The following is a 16,484-nucleotide window of genomic DNA, read 5'->3' on the forward strand; positions in this document are numbered from 1 at the left end:
TACGGTCATGAGTCATGACGGATATGGCTCATGACACGGTGCTCCCGGATGCCCCGGACGACGGCGTGGCCGGGACGGTCGGCCCGGACGGTGCGGACCTGGGCGTGGGTGCGCCGCCCGCCGGGCCGACGACGGTCCCGGGGGCGGCGTCGTCGGACCCGGCCGGCCCGCTCCCCGGTGCGCGGGCGACGGCCGGCATCGCCTTCGCCCTCCTCGCCGCGGCGACCTTCTCCCTGTCCGGCCCGTTCGCCCGCGGTCTGCTCGACGCCGGCTGGACGGCGGGCGCCGCCGTCACCGTCCGCGTGCTCATCGGTGGTGCGGTGCTCGCGCTCCCGGCCGTCCTGGCCCTGCGTGGCCGGTGGTCCCTGCTGCGGGCGAACGCCTGGTCGCTCCTGGTCTACGGTCTGGTGGCAGTCGCGGGCACGCAGCTCACGTTCTTCTACGCGGTGTCGTACCTGGACGTCGGCGTGGCGCTGCTCATCGAGTTCATGGCGCCCGTCGCCGTCGTCGGCTGGATGTGGGCGCGGCACGGGCGGCGGCCCGGTCTGCTCACGTGCGTCGGCGGGGTCGTCGCGCTGGGCGGTCTCGTCCTCGTGCTGGACCTCGCGAGCGGCGGCGGCATCAGCGTGCCCGGAGTGCTCTGGGCGCTCGGCGCGATGGTGGGTGCGGCGGGCTACTTCCTGATGTCGGCGCGGCCCACAGGGCTGCCGCCCGTCGCCCTGGCCTCCGGCGGGCTGCTGGCGGGCGGCGTGTCCCTGCTGGTCGCAGGTCTCGCCGGGATCGTGCCGCTGCGGATGGCGACCGAGTCCGTGCGGTTTCAGGGCTTCACGATCCCGTGGTGGGTCCCGGTGCTCGCGCTGGGTGTCGTCACCGCCGCCGTCGCCTATACGGCCGGCATCGCGGCGAGCCGCAGGCTGGGCGCGCGGCTGGCGTCGTTCGTCGGGCTGACCGAGGTGATGTTCGCGGTGCTGGCGGCCTGGCTGCTGCTGGGCCAGGAACCGGCGCCGGTGCAGCTTGCTGGTGGAGTGCTGATCCTCGCCGGCATCATCACGGTGCGGGCGGGGGAGCGGGGGCTGCCTGCCTGAGCACCGCTCGACGCCCGCCGGAGAACTCCGTCGACGGTGCTACATCCACCGGTCGGGTAGGGGTGAGTGTTCAGGTAGGGGCCGGGGGAGCGCGCCCTGCGCCCTACCTGAACACTCACCCCTACCTGACTGAGTGGCGGTGGGGGGTGGGGGACGTTGTCCACAGGGGGGCTGTCGGGAGGGCGGGGGGTGGGGGGATGGTGCAAGGTCGTTGATCGTGAGCGAAGACATCAGACGCAAGCCGGTTCAGGTCCGGCCGCGCAGGCCTCCGGACGTCCTGCCCAGCCGGCGTGCGAACCGGAGCGAGATCGACCAGCGGCTGGACGCCGGATCGCTCCGGCGTGTACGGCGCGGCGTGGTCGCGGCCACGGTTCCCGCGGAGGCCTCGGGGGCGATCGCCGTCGAGCACGAAGTCATGACACGGATCGCCGCGACGGAACAACGGTTGACCACGTCATTCTGGTTCAGCCACACCAGTGCGGCCCTGCTGTGGGGTGCATGGACCTGGCGCCTCGACAAGCAGGTGCACGTCATTCAGCTCCATCCGGAGGCGACCAGGCGGGGCGATTGGTTGATCCGCCACAGGCCGCGGCTCCCGGAACGGGACCGCGAGGTGGTGGGTGGCTTGTCGGTGACGTCGAGGGAACGGACGATCGTCGACTGCGCGTGCTGGCTGAAACCACAGCAGGCGGCCGTCGTCGTCGACTCGCTGCTCGGCGCCGGAGCGGATCGTGGTCGTGTGGACGAGATCATGCAGACCCGGCGGAGAGGGTCCCGGCAAGCCCGCGCCATACTCGGCGTCTGCGACGGCCGTGTGGAGTCCCTGGGTGAGTCTCGCCTGCGCTGGATCCTGGTGGAGCAAGGCTTGCCCGTTCCTGAGGTCGCGATCCGGGTCGACACCTGGGCGGGCCCGCGATGGGTCGACGTGGGGTGGCCTGATCTCAAGGTCGGCCTCGAGTTCGACGGCGCGATCAAGTACTCGGGAGCGTTCGGTGACCCGACCGCGATCCTCATGGCCGAGAAGGAGCGGCACGACGCCCTCGTCGAGGCCGGCTGGACCATCCTCCGCGTCACATGGAAAGACCTCGCCGACCCTGCCCGACTGCTGGCCCGCATCCGCACCACATCACCGACCCTCCGCCCCACGACGTAGGGGTGAGTGGCCCCACGAGGTAGGGGCGAGTGCTCGGGTAGGGGCCAGGGGGCCGTCCCCTGGCCCCTACCCGAGCACTCACCCCTACCTGGCAGCGGTCGGTCGGTCGGGAGGGGAGGGGAGGGGAGGGGGTGGGAGAGGGGGAGGGGGAGGGGGAGGGGCGGCAGGGGTGGGGTTAGCGGGTGGGGATTCGTTCCGTGTGCGTGAGCGCGGCGGCGTCGTCCGCGATCGGGGCGGCGGTGCCGCCCAGGGAGGGCATCATCGTCGCGAGCTGCGGTTTCCAGTCCTCGTAGCGGTCGGCGAAGCAGCGCTCGAGGACGCCGAGCATCGCGGCGACCGCGGTGGACGCGCCCGGCGAGGCGCCGAGCAGGCCGGCGATCGAGCCGTCCTCGGCGGCGATGACCTCGGTGCCGAACTCCAGCACGCCGCCCTTGCCCTTGACCCACTTGATGACCTGGACGCGCTGCCCGGCGGTGATCGTCTCCCAGTCGCCGGGCTTCGCGGCGGGCATGAACTTCTGCAGCTCGTGGAACTTCGTCTCCGGCGCGGCGGCGACCTGGCTCACGAGGTACCGCGTCAGGTCGAGGTTCTTCAGGCCGGCGCCCAGCATCGAGAACAGGTTGTGCGCCCGCAGGCTGGTGATCAGCCCCAGGTACTTGCCCCTCTTGAGGTACTTGGGGGAGAACCCGGCGTACGGGCCGAACATCAGGTAGCTCTTGCCGTCCACCACACGGGTGTCGAGATGCGGCACGGACATCGGCGGCGCGCCGACCTCGGCCTTGCCGTACACCTTGGCGTCGTGCTCGCCGACGACGCCGGGACGGGCGCTGCGCAGGAACTCGCCCGAGATCGGGAAGCCGCCGTAGCCGCGGACCTCCTTGATGCCGGCCGCCTGCAGCAGCGGCAGCGCGCCCCCACCCGCGCCGACGAACACGAAGCGCGCCGTCACCGTCCGGCTGCGGGTCCCGGCGTTCCAGCCACGGTCCCGCAGCGCGATGCGCCAGCGGCCGTCGCGCTGCTTCTTCAGGCCGGTGACCTCATGGTTCGTGTGCAGGTCGGCGCTGCGGTCCGTCGCCAGGCCGATCAGCTTGCGGGTGAGGGCGCCGAAGTCGACGTCCGTCCCGGCCGCGGCGCGCGTGGCGGCGATCGGCTCGTCCGCGTCGCGGTCGCGCGTCAGCAGCGGGGCCCACTCCGCGATGACGGCCGGGTCGTCGGAGAACTCCAGGTCCTCGAAGAGCGGGTGCTCGCGGAGGGTCTCCCAGCGGCGCCGGAGGTAGTCGACGTTCTTCTCGCCACGCACGAACGTCATGTGGGGCGTGACGTTGATGAAGTCCGTCCCCTCCATCAGCCCGGCCGTGAGCAGGTGGTTCCAGAACTCGCGCGAGGTCTGGAACTGCTCGTTGATCTTGACGGCCTTGGAGATGTCGATCGAGCCGTCCTTGCGCTCCGGCGTGTAGTTCAGCTCGCAGAGTGCGGCGTGGCCGGTGCCCGCGTTGTTCCACGGGTTCGACGATTCCTGGGCGACGTCTTCGAGCCGCTCGTAGATGCCGACCCGCCAGCTCGGCTCCAGGACGGACAGCAGAGCGCCGAGCGTGGCGCTCATGATGCCGCCGCCGATGAGCGCGACGTCGACGTCGGTCGCGAGGGGCTTCTCATGGGTGCGCGGGAGATTCACGCACCCCACGATAGGACGCTTGTGAAGACTGGAACAAAGTTGGTGGCGCAGGTCACAGGGATCAACCGGTGACATCGCTCACGACGCCGCCCACGTGCCGGACCAGGCCGCGTTCTCCTGAGCGCATCACCCGGGCGTGCGCCCACTCGCACAGGGCCGGGACGGTCCGCGCGACCAGTGCCGGCCAGCCGTTCGCCGGGGTGACCACCCAGGTGAGCCGAACCCTGGAGTGCCCGCCCGGCTGCGGCGACACCAGCACCGACGCCCCGCCACGCAGGCCGCCCTGCACCCGTAGCCTCGCGCGCCCGGGCCGGCCGGGGCCGGGCGGGCGGACCGACACCATGTCCAGCCGGAAGTGCAGCGCGCCGCCGATCGGGCTCCGCACGCGCAGGCGAACCCACGAACCGGAGCCGCCGAAACCGTCGGGCCCGGCGATGACGCCGGTCGCCTCCGCCCGGAGACCCGGCCACCAGTCCGGCCAGCTGAATGCCGGGTCGGCGAGGACCTCCCACACGCGGTCCGCCGGTGCGGGCACGTGCCAGGTGGTGATGAGCCGGAAGGTGCGGGCGGACATGCGCGTCAGAAGTAGTCTCGTACGTGGACCTGGCGCCCGGCGAACATCGCCGTCAGGGCCGTGTCCCAGGTCTCCGGGCCGTCCAGGTGGCCCGCGAGGCGCAGGTTGCGCGCCGACTGCGCCCCCGCGTACAGGAGCGCCAGCCCGTTCGCCGTGAGCACCGGACGGTCGTGGTGCGCGCCGGCCACGTCGGCCCGGTCCCGCTCGAGGTGGGCCGCACCGGCGGAGACCTCGATGGTCCATGCGCCCGACAGGCTCGCCCGCGCGCCGTGCCGGGCCGCGCCTGCCGGGGGGTCGGTCACCGCGAACGGCACCGGGCCGGCCACCGGCGCGAGCCAGGCCCCCTCCAGCGCCCGCTCCACGTCCAGGACCCGGAGCATGTACGGGTGCTCCGTGACCCGCCGCACGTTCAGGTCCGGCAGCACGAGCCACGCCGGGTCGAGGCTCGCCCCGCTCCCGGACGTCGCCACCCGGGCCGTCCCGACCACCGTCGAGAAGGTGCCGAGCGTGCGCCACAGGGCCCGTGCCGCGTCCGGTGTCAGCGCGATCAGGTCGTCGACCTCCATCACGGTGCTCCCGGGCCTGTCGCCCGCGCCGCGGGTCCAGCTCGCGAAGCCGGCGACGGCGCCGTCCTCCACGGCGAGCGTGATGCCCGTGTAGTCGTCGACGTACTTCTGCGGGGGAGTCCAGAACGGTTCCTCGGCGCGGGTGATCGGGCCGTTCTGCCCGGCGGCCCACGCGGCGTGCACGGCGGTGATCGCCTCGACGTCCGCGGTGGTGGCGCGCCGCGTCAGCACGCCTGACGGCGGGGGCGTGCGCGCGACCCGGTCCAGCGGGACGTCGACGTCGTCGAAGGAGCCGATCACCTCGTAGCCGAGCCGGCGGTAGATGCCGGGCGCGCTCGGGAACAGCGTGGAGATCGCGTCGCCGCGCTCGTGGGCCTCCTCGAGGACGGCGTCGAACATCGCGCCGACGAGCCCATGGCCGCGACGCTCTGGCTCGACGGCGACGCCCGCGATCCCGGCGGTCGGGACGCGCCCGCCGTGGAACCACGAGGTGAACCCGTACACACGCAGCCGGGAGGCGAGACCGCCGTCGTCGAACACGCCCCACTCGCGGTTCGCCGACGACTCCCAGTCCTGGCGGGGCGGGACCGGGCGCGGCCCGCCGCCGAACGCCTCGGAACCGAGGCGCTGGTACTCGGCCTGGTCTCCGTAGGTGACGCGGCGCACGGTGAGAGCCATGGCCGCGACACTACCCGGGGACACCGACAGGGACGACAGGACGTGCCGGGCCGGGCCGGCGGCCGCGGCCGGCCGGGGCGCGGGGCGATACTTGCCTGCGTGAACCTTCCTGTCGCCTGGTCCGTCGTCCTCGTCCTCACCGCGCTGTGGAACCTGCTCATCTGGCCCCGGTTCTGGCAGCGCATCGCTGCGGACCCCCGCTCCCGCGACGACGCCGGCCGCCCCACCAGGTTCCTCGCCGTGCACGCGGTGCTGATCGCGGTGTCGCTGGCGCTCGGTCTGGCGGTCGGCGTGCTGGGCGTCCTGACGCTCCTCTGAGACGCCGGCGGGGACGGTGCGAGTCCCGGACCGTTGCTTCCATACCTGGAGGTAGGTATGGTCAGGGCGTGCCTGCTCGAACGTCGCCCCCGGGATCCGCGCGATCCCGGCTCGTCGCCGCCGCCCAGGAGCTGTTCGCGCGCCAGGGGGTCGCGGCGACCAGCCCGCGGCAGGTGATGTCCGCGAGCGGCGTCGGGCAGGGCAGCTTCTACCACCACTTCCCCACCAAGCACGACCTCTCGCAGGCGGCCCTCGCCGCCACCACGGCGGACGCCGTCGAGCAGGCCCGGGCCGAGCTGGGCGCCGAGGGTCCCGTCCTCGACCGGATCAGCGCCTACCTGGTCCGGCCGCGCGACGCCCTCGCCGGGTGCAAGGTCGGCCGGCTCACCAGCGATCAGGCGGTGATGGACGACGGCGACCTGCACGCCGTCGTCGGCCGCTACTTCACGGACCTCCTCGACGAGGTCACCGCCGCCTTCGCCGAGCTGGGCCTGCCCGGCCCCGCCGCCCGGGACCGCGCGCACGCCGCGGTCGCGATCGTCCAGGGCGGGTACGTGCTCGCCCGCGCGACCGAGGACCCCGAGGCGATGAGTGCGGCGGTGCGAGGGTTCGTCACGCTGCTGGCCGCGCCGGCCCCCGTCGCAGCGCCGGTCGTCCCCCGAGACCCAGGACACCCAGGAGCGATCGCATGACCCTTCGCGAGCGCCTCCGGGCCCTGACCACGTTCCCTCGCCAGGGGCTGCCGGAGCTCGACCCCGACGCGGTGCCCGCCACGCCGCACGCGCTGTTCGTGACGTGGCTCGACGAGGTGGTCGCCGCGGGTGTCCTCGCCCCGCACGCCGTCGTCCTGTCGACCGCCGACGCCGCCGGGAGCGTCCACGCGCGCACCGTGATCCTCAAGGACGTGACGGACGGCGGCTGGTGGTTCGCCTCGCAGTCGTCGGGGCCGAAGGGCCGGGACCTGGAGGCGAACCCGCACGCGGCGATGACGTTCCTGTGGCCGGCGCTCGGTCGCCAGGTCAGGGTGACGGGTACCGCCACCGCGGCCGAGCCGGAGGTGAGCCGTGCCGACTACCTCGCCCGGCCTGCGCCGTCGCGGGCCGCGGGCCTGGTGAACCGGCAGAGCGAGCCGCTGGGCTCGCTCGCGGAGTACGGCGCAGCGTTCGCGGACGCGCTGCGCACCGTCACCGCGGACCCGTCGCTCGTGGCACCGTCCTGGACGTCCTACGTCGTGGCGCCGACGGAGGTCGAGTTCTGGCAGGCGCCCGACGGCGGCGGTGCCCACACCCGCCTCCTGTACCGCGAGACCGAGGACGGCTGGTCGACGGGCCTGCTCTGGCCGTGACGCCGCTCCTCCCGACGGCAGCGTCCTGCCCCGCCGGCACCACGGCCCGCCTCGACCGGCTCCACCGATCCGCCCAGCACCACGACACAGGAGTACCCATGACGACAGCCACCCTGCCCGGCGCCACCCTGATCGAGTACGCCCGCGCGGACTCGTTCGCCGCGCTCGACGCGCTGGTCGACGCCGTTCGGTCCCTGCCTGACGGCGCCCTCGCCGAGCCGTCCGAGCTGCCCGACTGGACCCGCGGCCACGTCCTCGCGCACGTGGACGGCGTGGCTCAGGCGCTCGCCCGGCAGGCCGAGTACGCGGCCCGCGGCGAGCGCATCCCGCCGTACGACGGCGGGCCCGAGGGGCGCAACGCCGACATCGAGGCGAGGTCCACCCGTACGGTCGCGGAGCACGTCGCCGCGCTGGCCGCCGCCCGGGAGCGACTGGTGGCCGCGTGGCCGGAGCCGGGTTCGCCGCTGTGGGAGGCTCCGACGTCGTACCGCGAGGGGCCGGTGGCGGGCTGCCTGCTGGCCTGGTGGCGCGAGGCGCGCATCCATGCGGTCGATGCGCGCGTGGGCCTCGGCCTCGACACGTGGGACGCGGAGCTCCGGGCCCACCTGCGGGACTTCCTGGGGATGCGGCTCCCGGAGGGTGTGGCGCTGTCCGGTGGCGACGAGGGCCGTGACGAGCCCAGGTCTTCGTCCTCCGTGCCGTCGCCGTCGGAGACCGTCGTCTCGGGCTCCCCGGTCGACGTCGTCGCCTGGCTCGCCGGCCGGGTGCCGGCGGGTGAGGTCCGCGCGACACGTGGTGGCGCGGACGTCCCCCTTCCGGACCTGGCTCCCTGGCCGTCGCCGCGGCGCTGAGGCGCCGCTCAGGCCCCGGCGGACTCGTTCGCGAAGGCCTCGGCCATGGCTGCCTCGTCCATGTAGGCGACCTCCCAGTGGTGGCCGTCGAGGTCGGTGAACGCGCGGTTGTACATCCAGCCGTAGTCCTGGGCGTCGTTCGGCTCGGTGCCGCCGGCGGCCAGGGCGGCGCCGGCGACGCGGTCGACCTCCTCGCGCGACTCGGCGCCGATCGCGTTGATGACGCGGACGCCGTCGGTGGCGATCTTGTTCTTGGTGAAGCCCTGGAGCTTCTCCGTGGTCGCGATCATGGCGAAGATGTTCTCGCCGATGATCATGCAGCTGGTGGTCTCGTCGCTGAAGTCCGGGTTCTTCGTGAATCCGAGGGCTTCGTAGAAGGCGGTGCTGGCCGGGACGTCGGCGACGGGAAGGTTCACGTAGATCTGCTTGATGGACATCGTTCTGCTCCTGGGAGTCGGTGGCTGCTTCGTGAGTACACCCCTACCGACGGAGCCGCGCGCCGAAACTCATCGCTCGGGCCCGCAGCCGTGTGCGTGCCGCCATTTTCACGGCCCGGGCAGATCGATGGGAGAGTCAGGCCATGGTTGCCTTCATCTCCCATGTCTCCGTCGACTGCCGTGACCCCTACCCCCTGTCCGAGTGGTGGAAGGAGGTGCTCGGCTACGTCGAGGACGCGGACGACCCCAACGAGCCGGACCACGAGGAGTGCTACATCGAGGACCCGAAGGGGAAGCGTCTGCCCGTGGTGTTCATCAAGGTGCCCGAGGGGAAGACGGTCAAGAACCGGCTCCACTTCGACCTGCGGCCCAAGACGGGTGAGCGGAACGCCGAGTACAACCGCCTGCTGCGGCTCGGCGCGACGAAGGTCGAGGACCACCGGGGCATCGACGGGCCCGGGACGGGATGGGTGGTCATGGCAGACCCGGAGGGGAACGAGTTCTGCATCCTGCGCAGCGAGGCCGAGATCGGCTGAGCCCGGCCTGCTCCGGGCGTCTCGCCGCGCCGGGGGTTGTTCAACGGACTTAGGTTCGCCTAACCTTGCTTCCATGGCTGGTTACAACGGACGACGGGCTGTCGACCCCGAGGTCGTCATGGCGGACGTCATCACGACCAAGCGGGTCTCTCCGCACCTGATGCGCGTGACGCTGGGCGGCGAGGGGGTCGGCCGGCTCACGTCGCAGGGCTACGACCAGTGGTTCCGGCTGTTCCTGCCGCGACCCGGACAGGACAACCTGAAGCTGCCGACCGCGTCGTCGAGCTGGTGGTACGCGCAGTATCTCGTCACACCCCGGTCGCGGCGGCCGCACGTGCGGAGCTACACGGTCCGTGCCCGGCGGGAAGACCTCGACGAGATCGACGTCGACTTCGTGGTCCACGGGGCCGACGACGGCAGCACCGGCCCCGGCGCGGCGTTCGCCACCGCGTGCCGCACGGGCGACCGCGTCGGGATCCTGGACCAGGGCGTCGGCTACAACCCCCGGCACGACCACGACTGGGTCCTGCTCGTCGCCGAGGAGTCCGGCCTGCCGGCCGTCGCCGGCGTCTGCCAGTCGCTCCCGGCGGGCACGCGCGGCCTCGCGGTCGTGGAGGTGCCCACCGCCGCCGACCGGCAGGACTTCCGCGTCCCGCCGGGTCTCGAGGTGCGGTGGGTGGTGCGCGACGAGCTCCCGGGGACGACGACGGGCGCGCCCGCCCACCACGACGCCGTCCCGGGCGCGGCCGCGCTGGCGGCCGTGCGCGCGGCCGCGCTGCCGGACGGTGTCGGCTACGCGTTCGCGGTCGGGGAGTCGGCGCTGGCCACGGGCACTCGTCGGCACCTGGTGAACGAGCGCGGGATGCCCCGGGCCCACGTGGACTTCGTGGGCTACTGGCGGCACGGCAAGGTCGCGGCCGGCTGAGCCGTCCGGGTCAGCCGGAGATGTCGTCCGGGCTGCGGTCGGGGCGCCAGCCGCGCCAGACGGGATGGCGCAGACGGCCGTCCTCGGTCCGGCCCGCGTGGTCGACCTCGCCCACCAGGACCGGTTCGCACCAGCGGGCGGTGAGCGCGTCCGGGCGCGGCACGTCCGCGACCGCGGGGGCCGCGGTGCCGATCTCGCCGAGCCGCCGGGCGATCTCGCGTCGCTCCCTCTCGGTGAAGCCCGTGCCCACCCGGCCCGCGAAGCGGAGGCGGGCAGGACCGCCGGGCAGGGATTCCGGGACGGCGAGCAGTAGCGCGCCCACGGTGCGCGGGTCCGGCCGGCGGGTGTCCGCATGCATCGGGCGCCAGCCGACCACCACCACCTCCTGCGACTCGACGTGCTTCACCTTGCGCCACTCGCGCGACCGCCGGCCCGGCGCGTACCGAGACGCGCGGCGCTTCGCGACCACGCCCTCCAGCCGCAGGTCGCGTGACGTGCTCAGTGCGACGGCACCGCCGACGTCCAGCACCGGCGGCACGTGGACCAGCGGTCCCGCCGCCACGATCCGCTCCAGCTTCGCCCGCCGTGCCGACCACGGCTCGTCCGTCAGGTCCCGGCCGGCCACCCGCAGCACGTCGAACAGGAACACCTCGACCCCGACCCGGCGCCGCGCCCGTTCGACGTCCCGCACCTTGTCGAGGTTGGCGCGCTGCTGCAACCGGCGGAAGCTCGGACGCCCGTCGGCGTCGACGGCGACGATCTCGCCGTCCAGCACCACGGGCAGGTGCTCCGCCGGCACGGCGTCCGCGAGCGCCCGCAGCTCCGGGAAGGTCGCGGTCATGTCGAGCCCGGCGCGGCTGACCAGCCGGACGTCGTCCGGGGCCAGGACGTGCGCGAGCACGCGGAACCCGTCCCACTTCATCTCGAAGGCCCAGTCGCCCGGACCGAGGCCGGGCAGCTCGCGTGCGCCGGCCGTGGTGGCGAGCATGGGGCGCAGGCTCAGGGGCGTGGCCTGCTCGTGCGCGGCGGGCCGGGTGGCGGCGCCGGCCTCCGGGTCGCCCGTGCGGGCCTCGTCGGCGGGGTCGGGGACGCAAGCCCCGGCCGGCTGGGCCTTCGTGCGGTGGATCAGCCACTGGTTGGCGTCGCCCGACCCGCGGCCGCCCGTGCGGATCAGAGCCAGCCGCCGGATGCCGCGGCGCTCGCTGCGCAGCACGGCGATCACCTCGTCGTCGCGCCACTTCTCCAGGTCGTACGTCCCGGAGTCCCAGACCGTGACGTCGCCCGCGCCGTACTCGCCGCGCGGGATCGTGCCCTCGAACGTCCCGTAGTCCAGCGGGTGGTCCTCGGTCTGCACGGCCAGGTGGTTGCGGCCCGGGTCGGTCGGCTCGCCACGCGGCAACGCCCAGGAGACCAGCACGCCGTCGTGCTCCAGCCGGAAGTCCCAGTGCAGGCGGGAGGCGTGGTGCTGCTGGATCACGTACGACGGCGGCCCCGGCCGCGGGCCCGCGTCGCCGAACGGCTCCGGCGTCCGGCCCCGGTCCCGCTTCGCGCGGTACTCCGCGAGGCGCCCCCAGGCGGCCATGCGCTCCGCCGTCGGTTCGAGCATCGCCTGGTGGCCGCGCAGCAGCGGCGCGAGCAGGTCGCCGTCCGCGGTCACGCGTGCGGCCACCTCGTGGATGTCGAGCTGCCGCAGGCCGGGGTCGTCGAGCTCTGCCCAGGTGCGGGGTGCGGCGGCCCAGGGGTGCTCGCGGCCGCGCGGGGAGTAGGGCGCGACGGTGGTCTTGGCGCCGTTGTTCTGCGACCAGTCGACCAGGACCTTTCCGGTGCGCAGGGACTTCTTCATGTCGCTGACCACGAGGTCGGGGTGCTCGGCCTCGAGGTGCCGGGCGAGCTCCCGGGCCACGGCGGCGACGTCGTCGGACGTCGGCGGCCTGGTCGCGCCCGCCCGGGCGCCGTCGTCGGGCAGCCCCCACCGGTCGAGGGCGGCGTACAGGTGGATGCCCTGGGAGCCGCTGGTCACCGGGAGCGGGTCGAGGCCCATCCCGGTGAGGATCTCGCGTGCCCAGCGGGCGACCTGGGCGCACTCGGCGAGCCCTGCGCCGGGGCCGGGGTCCAGGTCGAGGACGAGGCGGTCCGGGGGCAGCGCGGTGCCGGTGCGGCCGACGCGCCACTGCGGGGTGTGGATCTCCAGGGTGGCGGTCTGCCCGAGCCAGACGAGGGTGGCGACGTCGTCCACCAGCACGTAGTCGTTGACGGAGTTCTTGTGCCGGATCGCGTGGCGTGCCACCCAGGACGGCGTGCCCGGGGCGGAGTTCTTCTGGAAGAACGTCTGGCCGTCGATGCCGTCGGGCCAGCGCTTGCGGGTCGCCGGGCGGCGCGTGACGTGCGGGAGCATGGCGGGCGCGAGGCGGGCGAGGTACTGCACCACCTCGCCCTTCGTGGTGCCCGTGACCGGGTACAGCACCTTGTCCAGGTTGGACAGGCGCAGGCGGCGCCCGTCGACGGTGACGGTGGTGTCGCCGGAGGGCGCGTCCATCCCGGAAGACAGGGCCATGTCCTCATGGTCCGCACCTGCGACGAGATTCACATCTCGACACACCGTGATCGTTGCCTGACCTTTACCTCGTGGTGGCTGTCCGGGGTCTAGGCTCGTCGCCCGTGAACTTGTCAGAACGCCTCTCCGTTCTTGTCGCGGACATCGCGCACCGCCGGCCGGACCGCCTCACGATGTACGGGGCGAAATGGTGCCGTGACTGCCGCCGGTCCAAGGCCGTGCTCGACATCCGCCGGGTCGACTTCGACTACGTCGATCTCGAGTGCGATCCCGGGCGCGCCTGCGAGGCCGAGGACATCTGCGGACGCAAGACCATCCCGGTCATCGTCTTCCCGGACGGCTCCCACCTGGTCGAGCCGACCAACGCGGAGCTCGCGGCACACCTGGACTCCCGGGGGCTCTGAGCCGCGGAACCGCGGCGTTGCCTGGCGTGCGCGCCCGGACAGGCGCACCATCGGTGTATGCGTGCGATCTGGAAGGGCGCGGTCACGTTCGGTCTGGTCAACGTCCCGGTCAAGCTGTACAGCGCGACCGAGGGGCACGACGTGCCCCTGCACCAGGTGCACGACGCCGACGGCGGGCGCATCCGCTACCGCCGCGTCTGCGAGCTGGACGGCGAGGTCGTGCCGTACGAGCACATCGACCGCGCCTACGAGGACGGCGAGCGCAAGGTCGTCATCACCCGTGACGACCTGGCGACCCTGCCGGCCGAGAAGAACCGGGAGATCGGCGTCGTCGAGTTCGTGCCGAGCGACCAGATCGACCCGATCATGCTCGACAAGACCTACTACCTGGAGCCGGACTCCACGTCCACGAAGGCCTACGTGCTGCTGCGCCGCACGCTCGAGGAGACCGAGCGGACGGCGATCGTGAAGTTCGCGCTGCGGCAGCGCACCCGGCTCGCCGCGCTGCGTGTGCGGGACGAGGTGCTCGTCCTGCAGACCCTGCTGTGGGCCGACGAGGTCCGCGAGCCGTCGTTCGGCTCCCTCGACGAGCCGGCTGCCGTCACGGACCAGGAGCTGGCCATGTCGGCCCAGCTCGTGACCAGCTTCGAGTCCGACTTCGCCCCCGACGACTACACCGACGACTACCAGGCCCAGCTGCGTGCCCTCATCGACGCGAAGATCGAGCAGGGCGACGTCGTCGACGCCGAGGCGACGTTCGGCGAGGCCGCCGCGGAAGGGGAGGGCGGCAAGGTCATCGACCTCATGGAGGCGCTCCGGAGGAGCGTCGACGCGGCGAAGGAACGCCGTACGGGCTGACCAGGTCGCACAGCCTCTGCCCGGTGCCGGGGTGGTGCGGTGCGGAGGGGGTGCTGGTTCGGCATAGGGTTGAGGGCGATGCACGATCAGGAACATCCGCCACCGCGCTGGGCACGGTGGACGCTCGCCGCCCTCGCCGCGCTGCTCGTCTGTGCCGGGTTCGGCGCGGTGACGGCACGTGCCGAGCTGAGCCTCGGCCCGCACCAGGCGCTGTACGAGGTCACGAGCGACTCGGACCTGGTGATCGACCTCGGCCCGCTGGGACGCATCGTGTCGTCCTCCCCGCTGCCGCTCGGCCTCGGCGTGTCCGTCACCGTGCAGGAGATCCCCGCCGACCTGACCGCCGTCGACGCGCCCCGCACGCTCGCCGCGATGAGTGGCGACCTCGACTCCTACCTGCAGTTCTTCGACTCGCCGGAGCAGACGATCGACACCGCGTCCCGGGCGCTGATCGAGGACGCGGCGCTCCGGGCCGCCGGTGCGTTCGTGCTGGTCCTGCTCGTCTTCATGGCCGTCCGGGTCGCTCTCGGGGCCCGGCGCCGCGGCGAGCTCGTCGCCAGCCTGGCGCCGCACACCTGGCGGATCGTGGGTGCGGCGGGCCTCGTGGTCCTGGTGTGGGTGACGTCCACCGGGAGCGTCGCCACGCGCCGGCCCGCCGAGCCCACCCAGGCCTCGACGGTGTTCGCGGGCACCGCGCTCGAGGGGGCCCGGCTCACCGGCCGCCTCGCCCGCGTCATCGACACGTACTCCGGGCAGCTCGCCGGGCTCTACCAGAACAACTCGGGCTACTACCAGACCGCCCGGGAGCACCTCGAGGTGGCGTGGGACGAGGCCGACGCCCGCGAGATCGCCCGGACGGCGCCCGCCACCGGGGGCGACACCGACTCCGGCGGTGCGGCCGGCGGACCCGACGTGGGTTCTGGCGGGTCCGACGGCGCGGCCGAGCCGGCGCCGGGTGCCACCCCGGAGCCGCCGCCGGACACGCTCACCGTCCTGCTCGTCGCCGACCTGCACTGCAACACGGGCATGACGCCGCTGCTGCGCACCGCCGTGGCACGGTCCGGGGCGGGCCTCGTGCTCAACGCGGGAGACACGACGATCAACGGGACCGACGTCGAGAACGTCTGTGTCGACTCGTTCGCGACGGCGGTCCCCGACGACGTGCCGCTCGTCGTCGCCGACGGGAACCACGACTCGGTGCTCACGTCCCGCGCCGAGCGCTCGCAGGGCGAGACGGTGCTCGACGGGAGCGTCGTCGAGGCGGCCGGGCTGCGCATCCTCGGCGACCGGGACCCGCTGGAGACCCGCATCGGCGGCGGGAGCACCGCCGTGCGCGAGGAGACGCCCGCCGAGGCGGGCGAGCGCCTGCGCGACGTGGCCTGCGCGGCGCGCGACGACGGCGACAGGATCGACCTCCTCCTGGTGCACACGCCGGCCGTCGGCGACGCCGGGCTGCGGTCCGGCTGCGTCCCGTTCCAGCTCAGCGGGCACATGCACAAGCGCATCGGACCGGACGCGATCGGCTACGGCCTGCGGTACGTGAACAGCACGACGGGCGGTGCCAGCCTCGGGAAGCTGTCGGTGGGACCGCTGCAGTACCCGACGGCGATGACGGTGCTGCGGTTCGACACCGTCTCGCGGTCGTTCACGCAGCTCCGGGAGATCACCGTCGACACCGACCAGTCGGTCGTCGTGGGCGAGTGGGAGCCCATGCCCCCGGCGTGGCCGCTCCCGGGCACGGAACCGGCACGCCCCGGTGAGCCGCGCTGAGCCCCCGATAGGCTCGGACGTGTGAACTCGTCCTCCCCGCCGACCGTGCCCGCCGAGCTGACGCCCGTGGCGCAGGACTACCTCAAGGCGGTGTGGTCGGCGCAGGAGTGGTCGGCGAAGAAGGTCACGTCCAAGCAGCTCGCCGACCGGCTCGGCGTCGGGGCGTCGACGGTGTCCGAGACCGTCCGGCGGCTGCGGGACCAGGGTCTGCTCGACCACGCGCCGTACGGCGCGGTCGAGCTGACCGACTCCGGGCGCCGGCTCGCGCTGCAGATGGTGCGGCGCCACCGGCTGCTGGAGACGTTCCTGGTCAACGAGCTGGGATACGGCTGGGACGAGGTGCACGACGAGGCCGAGGTCCTCGAGCACGCCGTCAGCGACCTCCTGGTCGAGCGGCTCGACGTGCGCCTCGGGCGCCCGGGGCGCGACCCGCACGGCGACCCGATCCCCGCCGCCGACGGCACCGTGGTACGGCCTCAGGCGGTGCCGATGTCCGACATGCGGGCGGGGGAGTCCGGCGTCGTCGTACGGATCTCCGACGCCGACCCGCAGGCGCTGCGGTACCTCGACGAGATCGGGCTCGGCCTCGACGCCCGCGTGGCGGTGGCGGCGCGCCGGGAGTTCGCGGGAACCCTCCACGTGGAGTGGACGCCTGTCACGGAGGCGGCCGACGACGCCGGCGGCACGTCGGCCGACCTCGGTCTCCTGGTGGCTTCCCGCGTCTGGGTCGAGCACGCCTGATTCTCAGCGGGGCC

Annotated in this window: 17 protein-coding genes; 12 read left to right on the top strand and 5 right to left on the bottom strand. The window is 73.4% G+C overall.

The window, feature by feature from the left end; translation table 11 throughout:
• The first annotated feature begins 14 nt into the window (after window positions 1–14).
• Window positions 15–1,085 (top strand): EamA family transporter, encoded by a 1,071-nt coding sequence (locus ACYU96_RS01040; RefSeq protein ID WP_460748218.1) that lies wholly within the window; start codon window positions 15–17, stop codon window positions 1,083–1,085.
• A 355-nt stretch (window positions 1,086–1,440) separates the two neighbouring features.
• On the top strand, window positions 1,441–2,238 hold the full coding sequence (locus ACYU96_RS01045; protein ID WP_460748221.1) for a hypothetical protein: 798 nt from the start codon (window positions 1,441–1,443) through the stop codon (window positions 2,236–2,238).
• A 175-nt stretch (window positions 2,239–2,413) separates the two neighbouring features.
• Here ACYU96_RS01045 and mqo read toward each other — a convergent pair whose 3' ends face one another.
• The 3 genes from mqo to ACYU96_RS01060 form a co-directional block, all read right to left on the bottom strand.
• The gene (gene mqo / locus ACYU96_RS01050) at window positions 2,414–3,913 is read right to left on the bottom strand and encodes a malate dehydrogenase (quinone) (protein WP_460748222.1); all 1,500 of its coding nucleotides are present in this window, start codon (window positions 3,911–3,913) and stop codon (window positions 2,414–2,416) included.
• A 61-nt stretch (window positions 3,914–3,974) separates the two neighbouring features.
• Entirely contained in the window at window positions 3,975–4,487 is a 513-nt protein-coding gene (locus tag ACYU96_RS01055; protein WP_460748224.1) for an SRPBCC family protein, read from the bottom strand.
• A 5-nt stretch (window positions 4,488–4,492) separates the two neighbouring features.
• Window positions 4,493–5,731: a GNAT family N-acetyltransferase gene (locus ACYU96_RS01060; protein ID WP_460748226.1), complete on the bottom strand. Its 1,239-nt coding sequence runs from the start codon at window positions 5,729–5,731 to the stop codon at window positions 4,493–4,495.
• Between the two features lie 99 nt (window positions 5,732–5,830).
• Here ACYU96_RS01060 and ACYU96_RS01065 point away from each other — a divergent pair, with 99 nt between their 5' ends.
• The 4 genes from ACYU96_RS01065 to ACYU96_RS01080 all read left to right on the top strand — a co-directional run bounded on the left by ACYU96_RS01065 (window position 5,831) and on the right by ACYU96_RS01080 (window position 8,245).
• The gene (locus ACYU96_RS01065; RefSeq protein ID WP_460748228.1) at window positions 5,831–6,049 is read left to right on the top strand and encodes an SCO4848 family membrane protein; all 219 of its coding nucleotides are present in this window, start codon (window positions 5,831–5,833) and stop codon (window positions 6,047–6,049) included.
• Between the two features lie 68 nt (window positions 6,050–6,117).
• Window positions 6,118–6,741, top strand: coding sequence for a TetR/AcrR family transcriptional regulator (locus ACYU96_RS01070; protein ID WP_460748230.1), 624 nt, complete (start codon window positions 6,118–6,120; stop codon window positions 6,739–6,741).
• The gene (locus ACYU96_RS01075) at window positions 6,738–7,394 is read left to right on the top strand and encodes a pyridoxine/pyridoxamine 5'-phosphate oxidase (RefSeq protein WP_460748232.1); all 657 of its coding nucleotides are present in this window, start codon (window positions 6,738–6,740) and stop codon (window positions 7,392–7,394) included. The genes ACYU96_RS01070 and ACYU96_RS01075 overlap by 4 nt, the downstream gene beginning before the upstream one ends.
• Before the next feature lie 98 nt (window positions 7,395–7,492).
• The gene (locus tag ACYU96_RS01080; RefSeq protein WP_460748234.1) at window positions 7,493–8,245 is read left to right on the top strand and encodes a maleylpyruvate isomerase family mycothiol-dependent enzyme; all 753 of its coding nucleotides are present in this window, start codon (window positions 7,493–7,495) and stop codon (window positions 8,243–8,245) included.
• An 8-nt stretch (window positions 8,246–8,253) separates the two neighbouring features.
• Here the strand turns inward: ACYU96_RS01080 and ACYU96_RS01085 are convergent, their stop codons facing one another.
• A complete protein-coding gene (locus tag ACYU96_RS01085) occupies window positions 8,254–8,682 on the bottom strand; it encodes a VOC family protein (RefSeq protein ID WP_460748235.1) in 429 nt (142 codons plus the stop codon).
• 143 nt (window positions 8,683–8,825) lie between these two features.
• Here ACYU96_RS01085 and ACYU96_RS01090 point away from each other — a divergent pair, with 143 nt between their 5' ends.
• Window positions 8,826–9,218 carry a VOC family protein gene (locus ACYU96_RS01090; RefSeq protein ID WP_460748237.1) on the top strand — a complete coding sequence of 131 codons (393 nt, stop codon included), beginning with the start codon at window positions 8,826–8,828 and terminating at the stop codon, window positions 9,216–9,218.
• A 73-nt stretch (window positions 9,219–9,291) separates the two neighbouring features.
• The gene (locus ACYU96_RS01095) at window positions 9,292–10,143 is read left to right on the top strand and encodes a siderophore-interacting protein (protein ID WP_460748238.1); all 852 of its coding nucleotides are present in this window, start codon (window positions 9,292–9,294) and stop codon (window positions 10,141–10,143) included.
• Window positions 10,144–10,153: 10 nt separating this feature from the next.
• Here ACYU96_RS01095 and ACYU96_RS01100 read toward each other — a convergent pair whose 3' ends face one another.
• Window positions 10,154–12,697, bottom strand: a complete 2,544-nt coding sequence (locus tag ACYU96_RS01100) for an ATP-dependent DNA ligase (RefSeq protein WP_460748240.1) — start codon at window positions 12,695–12,697, stop codon at window positions 10,154–10,156.
• 104 nt (window positions 12,698–12,801) lie between these two features.
• Between ACYU96_RS01100 and ACYU96_RS01105 the strand changes: the two genes are divergently transcribed.
• The 4 genes from ACYU96_RS01105 to ACYU96_RS01120 all read left to right on the top strand — a co-directional run bounded on the left by ACYU96_RS01105 (window position 12,802) and on the right by ACYU96_RS01120 (window position 16,470).
• A complete protein-coding gene (locus ACYU96_RS01105; protein WP_460748242.1) occupies window positions 12,802–13,101 on the top strand; it encodes a glutaredoxin family protein in 300 nt (99 codons plus the stop codon).
• 57 nt (window positions 13,102–13,158) lie between these two features.
• Window positions 13,159–13,959, top strand: coding sequence for a non-homologous end joining protein Ku (ku, locus tag ACYU96_RS01110; protein WP_460748243.1), 801 nt, complete (start codon window positions 13,159–13,161; stop codon window positions 13,957–13,959).
• Window positions 13,960–14,037: 78 nt separating this feature from the next.
• A complete protein-coding gene (locus ACYU96_RS01115) occupies window positions 14,038–15,729 on the top strand; it encodes a metallophosphoesterase family protein (RefSeq protein WP_460748245.1) in 1,692 nt (563 codons plus the stop codon).
• Between the two features lie 21 nt (window positions 15,730–15,750).
• Window positions 15,751–16,470, top strand: a complete 720-nt coding sequence (locus ACYU96_RS01120; RefSeq protein ID WP_460748247.1) for a metal-dependent transcriptional regulator — start codon at window positions 15,751–15,753, stop codon at window positions 16,468–16,470.
• Window positions 16,471–16,484 lie beyond the last annotated feature (14 nt).

The sequence above is a fragment of the Myceligenerans cantabricum genome (genome assembly GCF_054777735.1).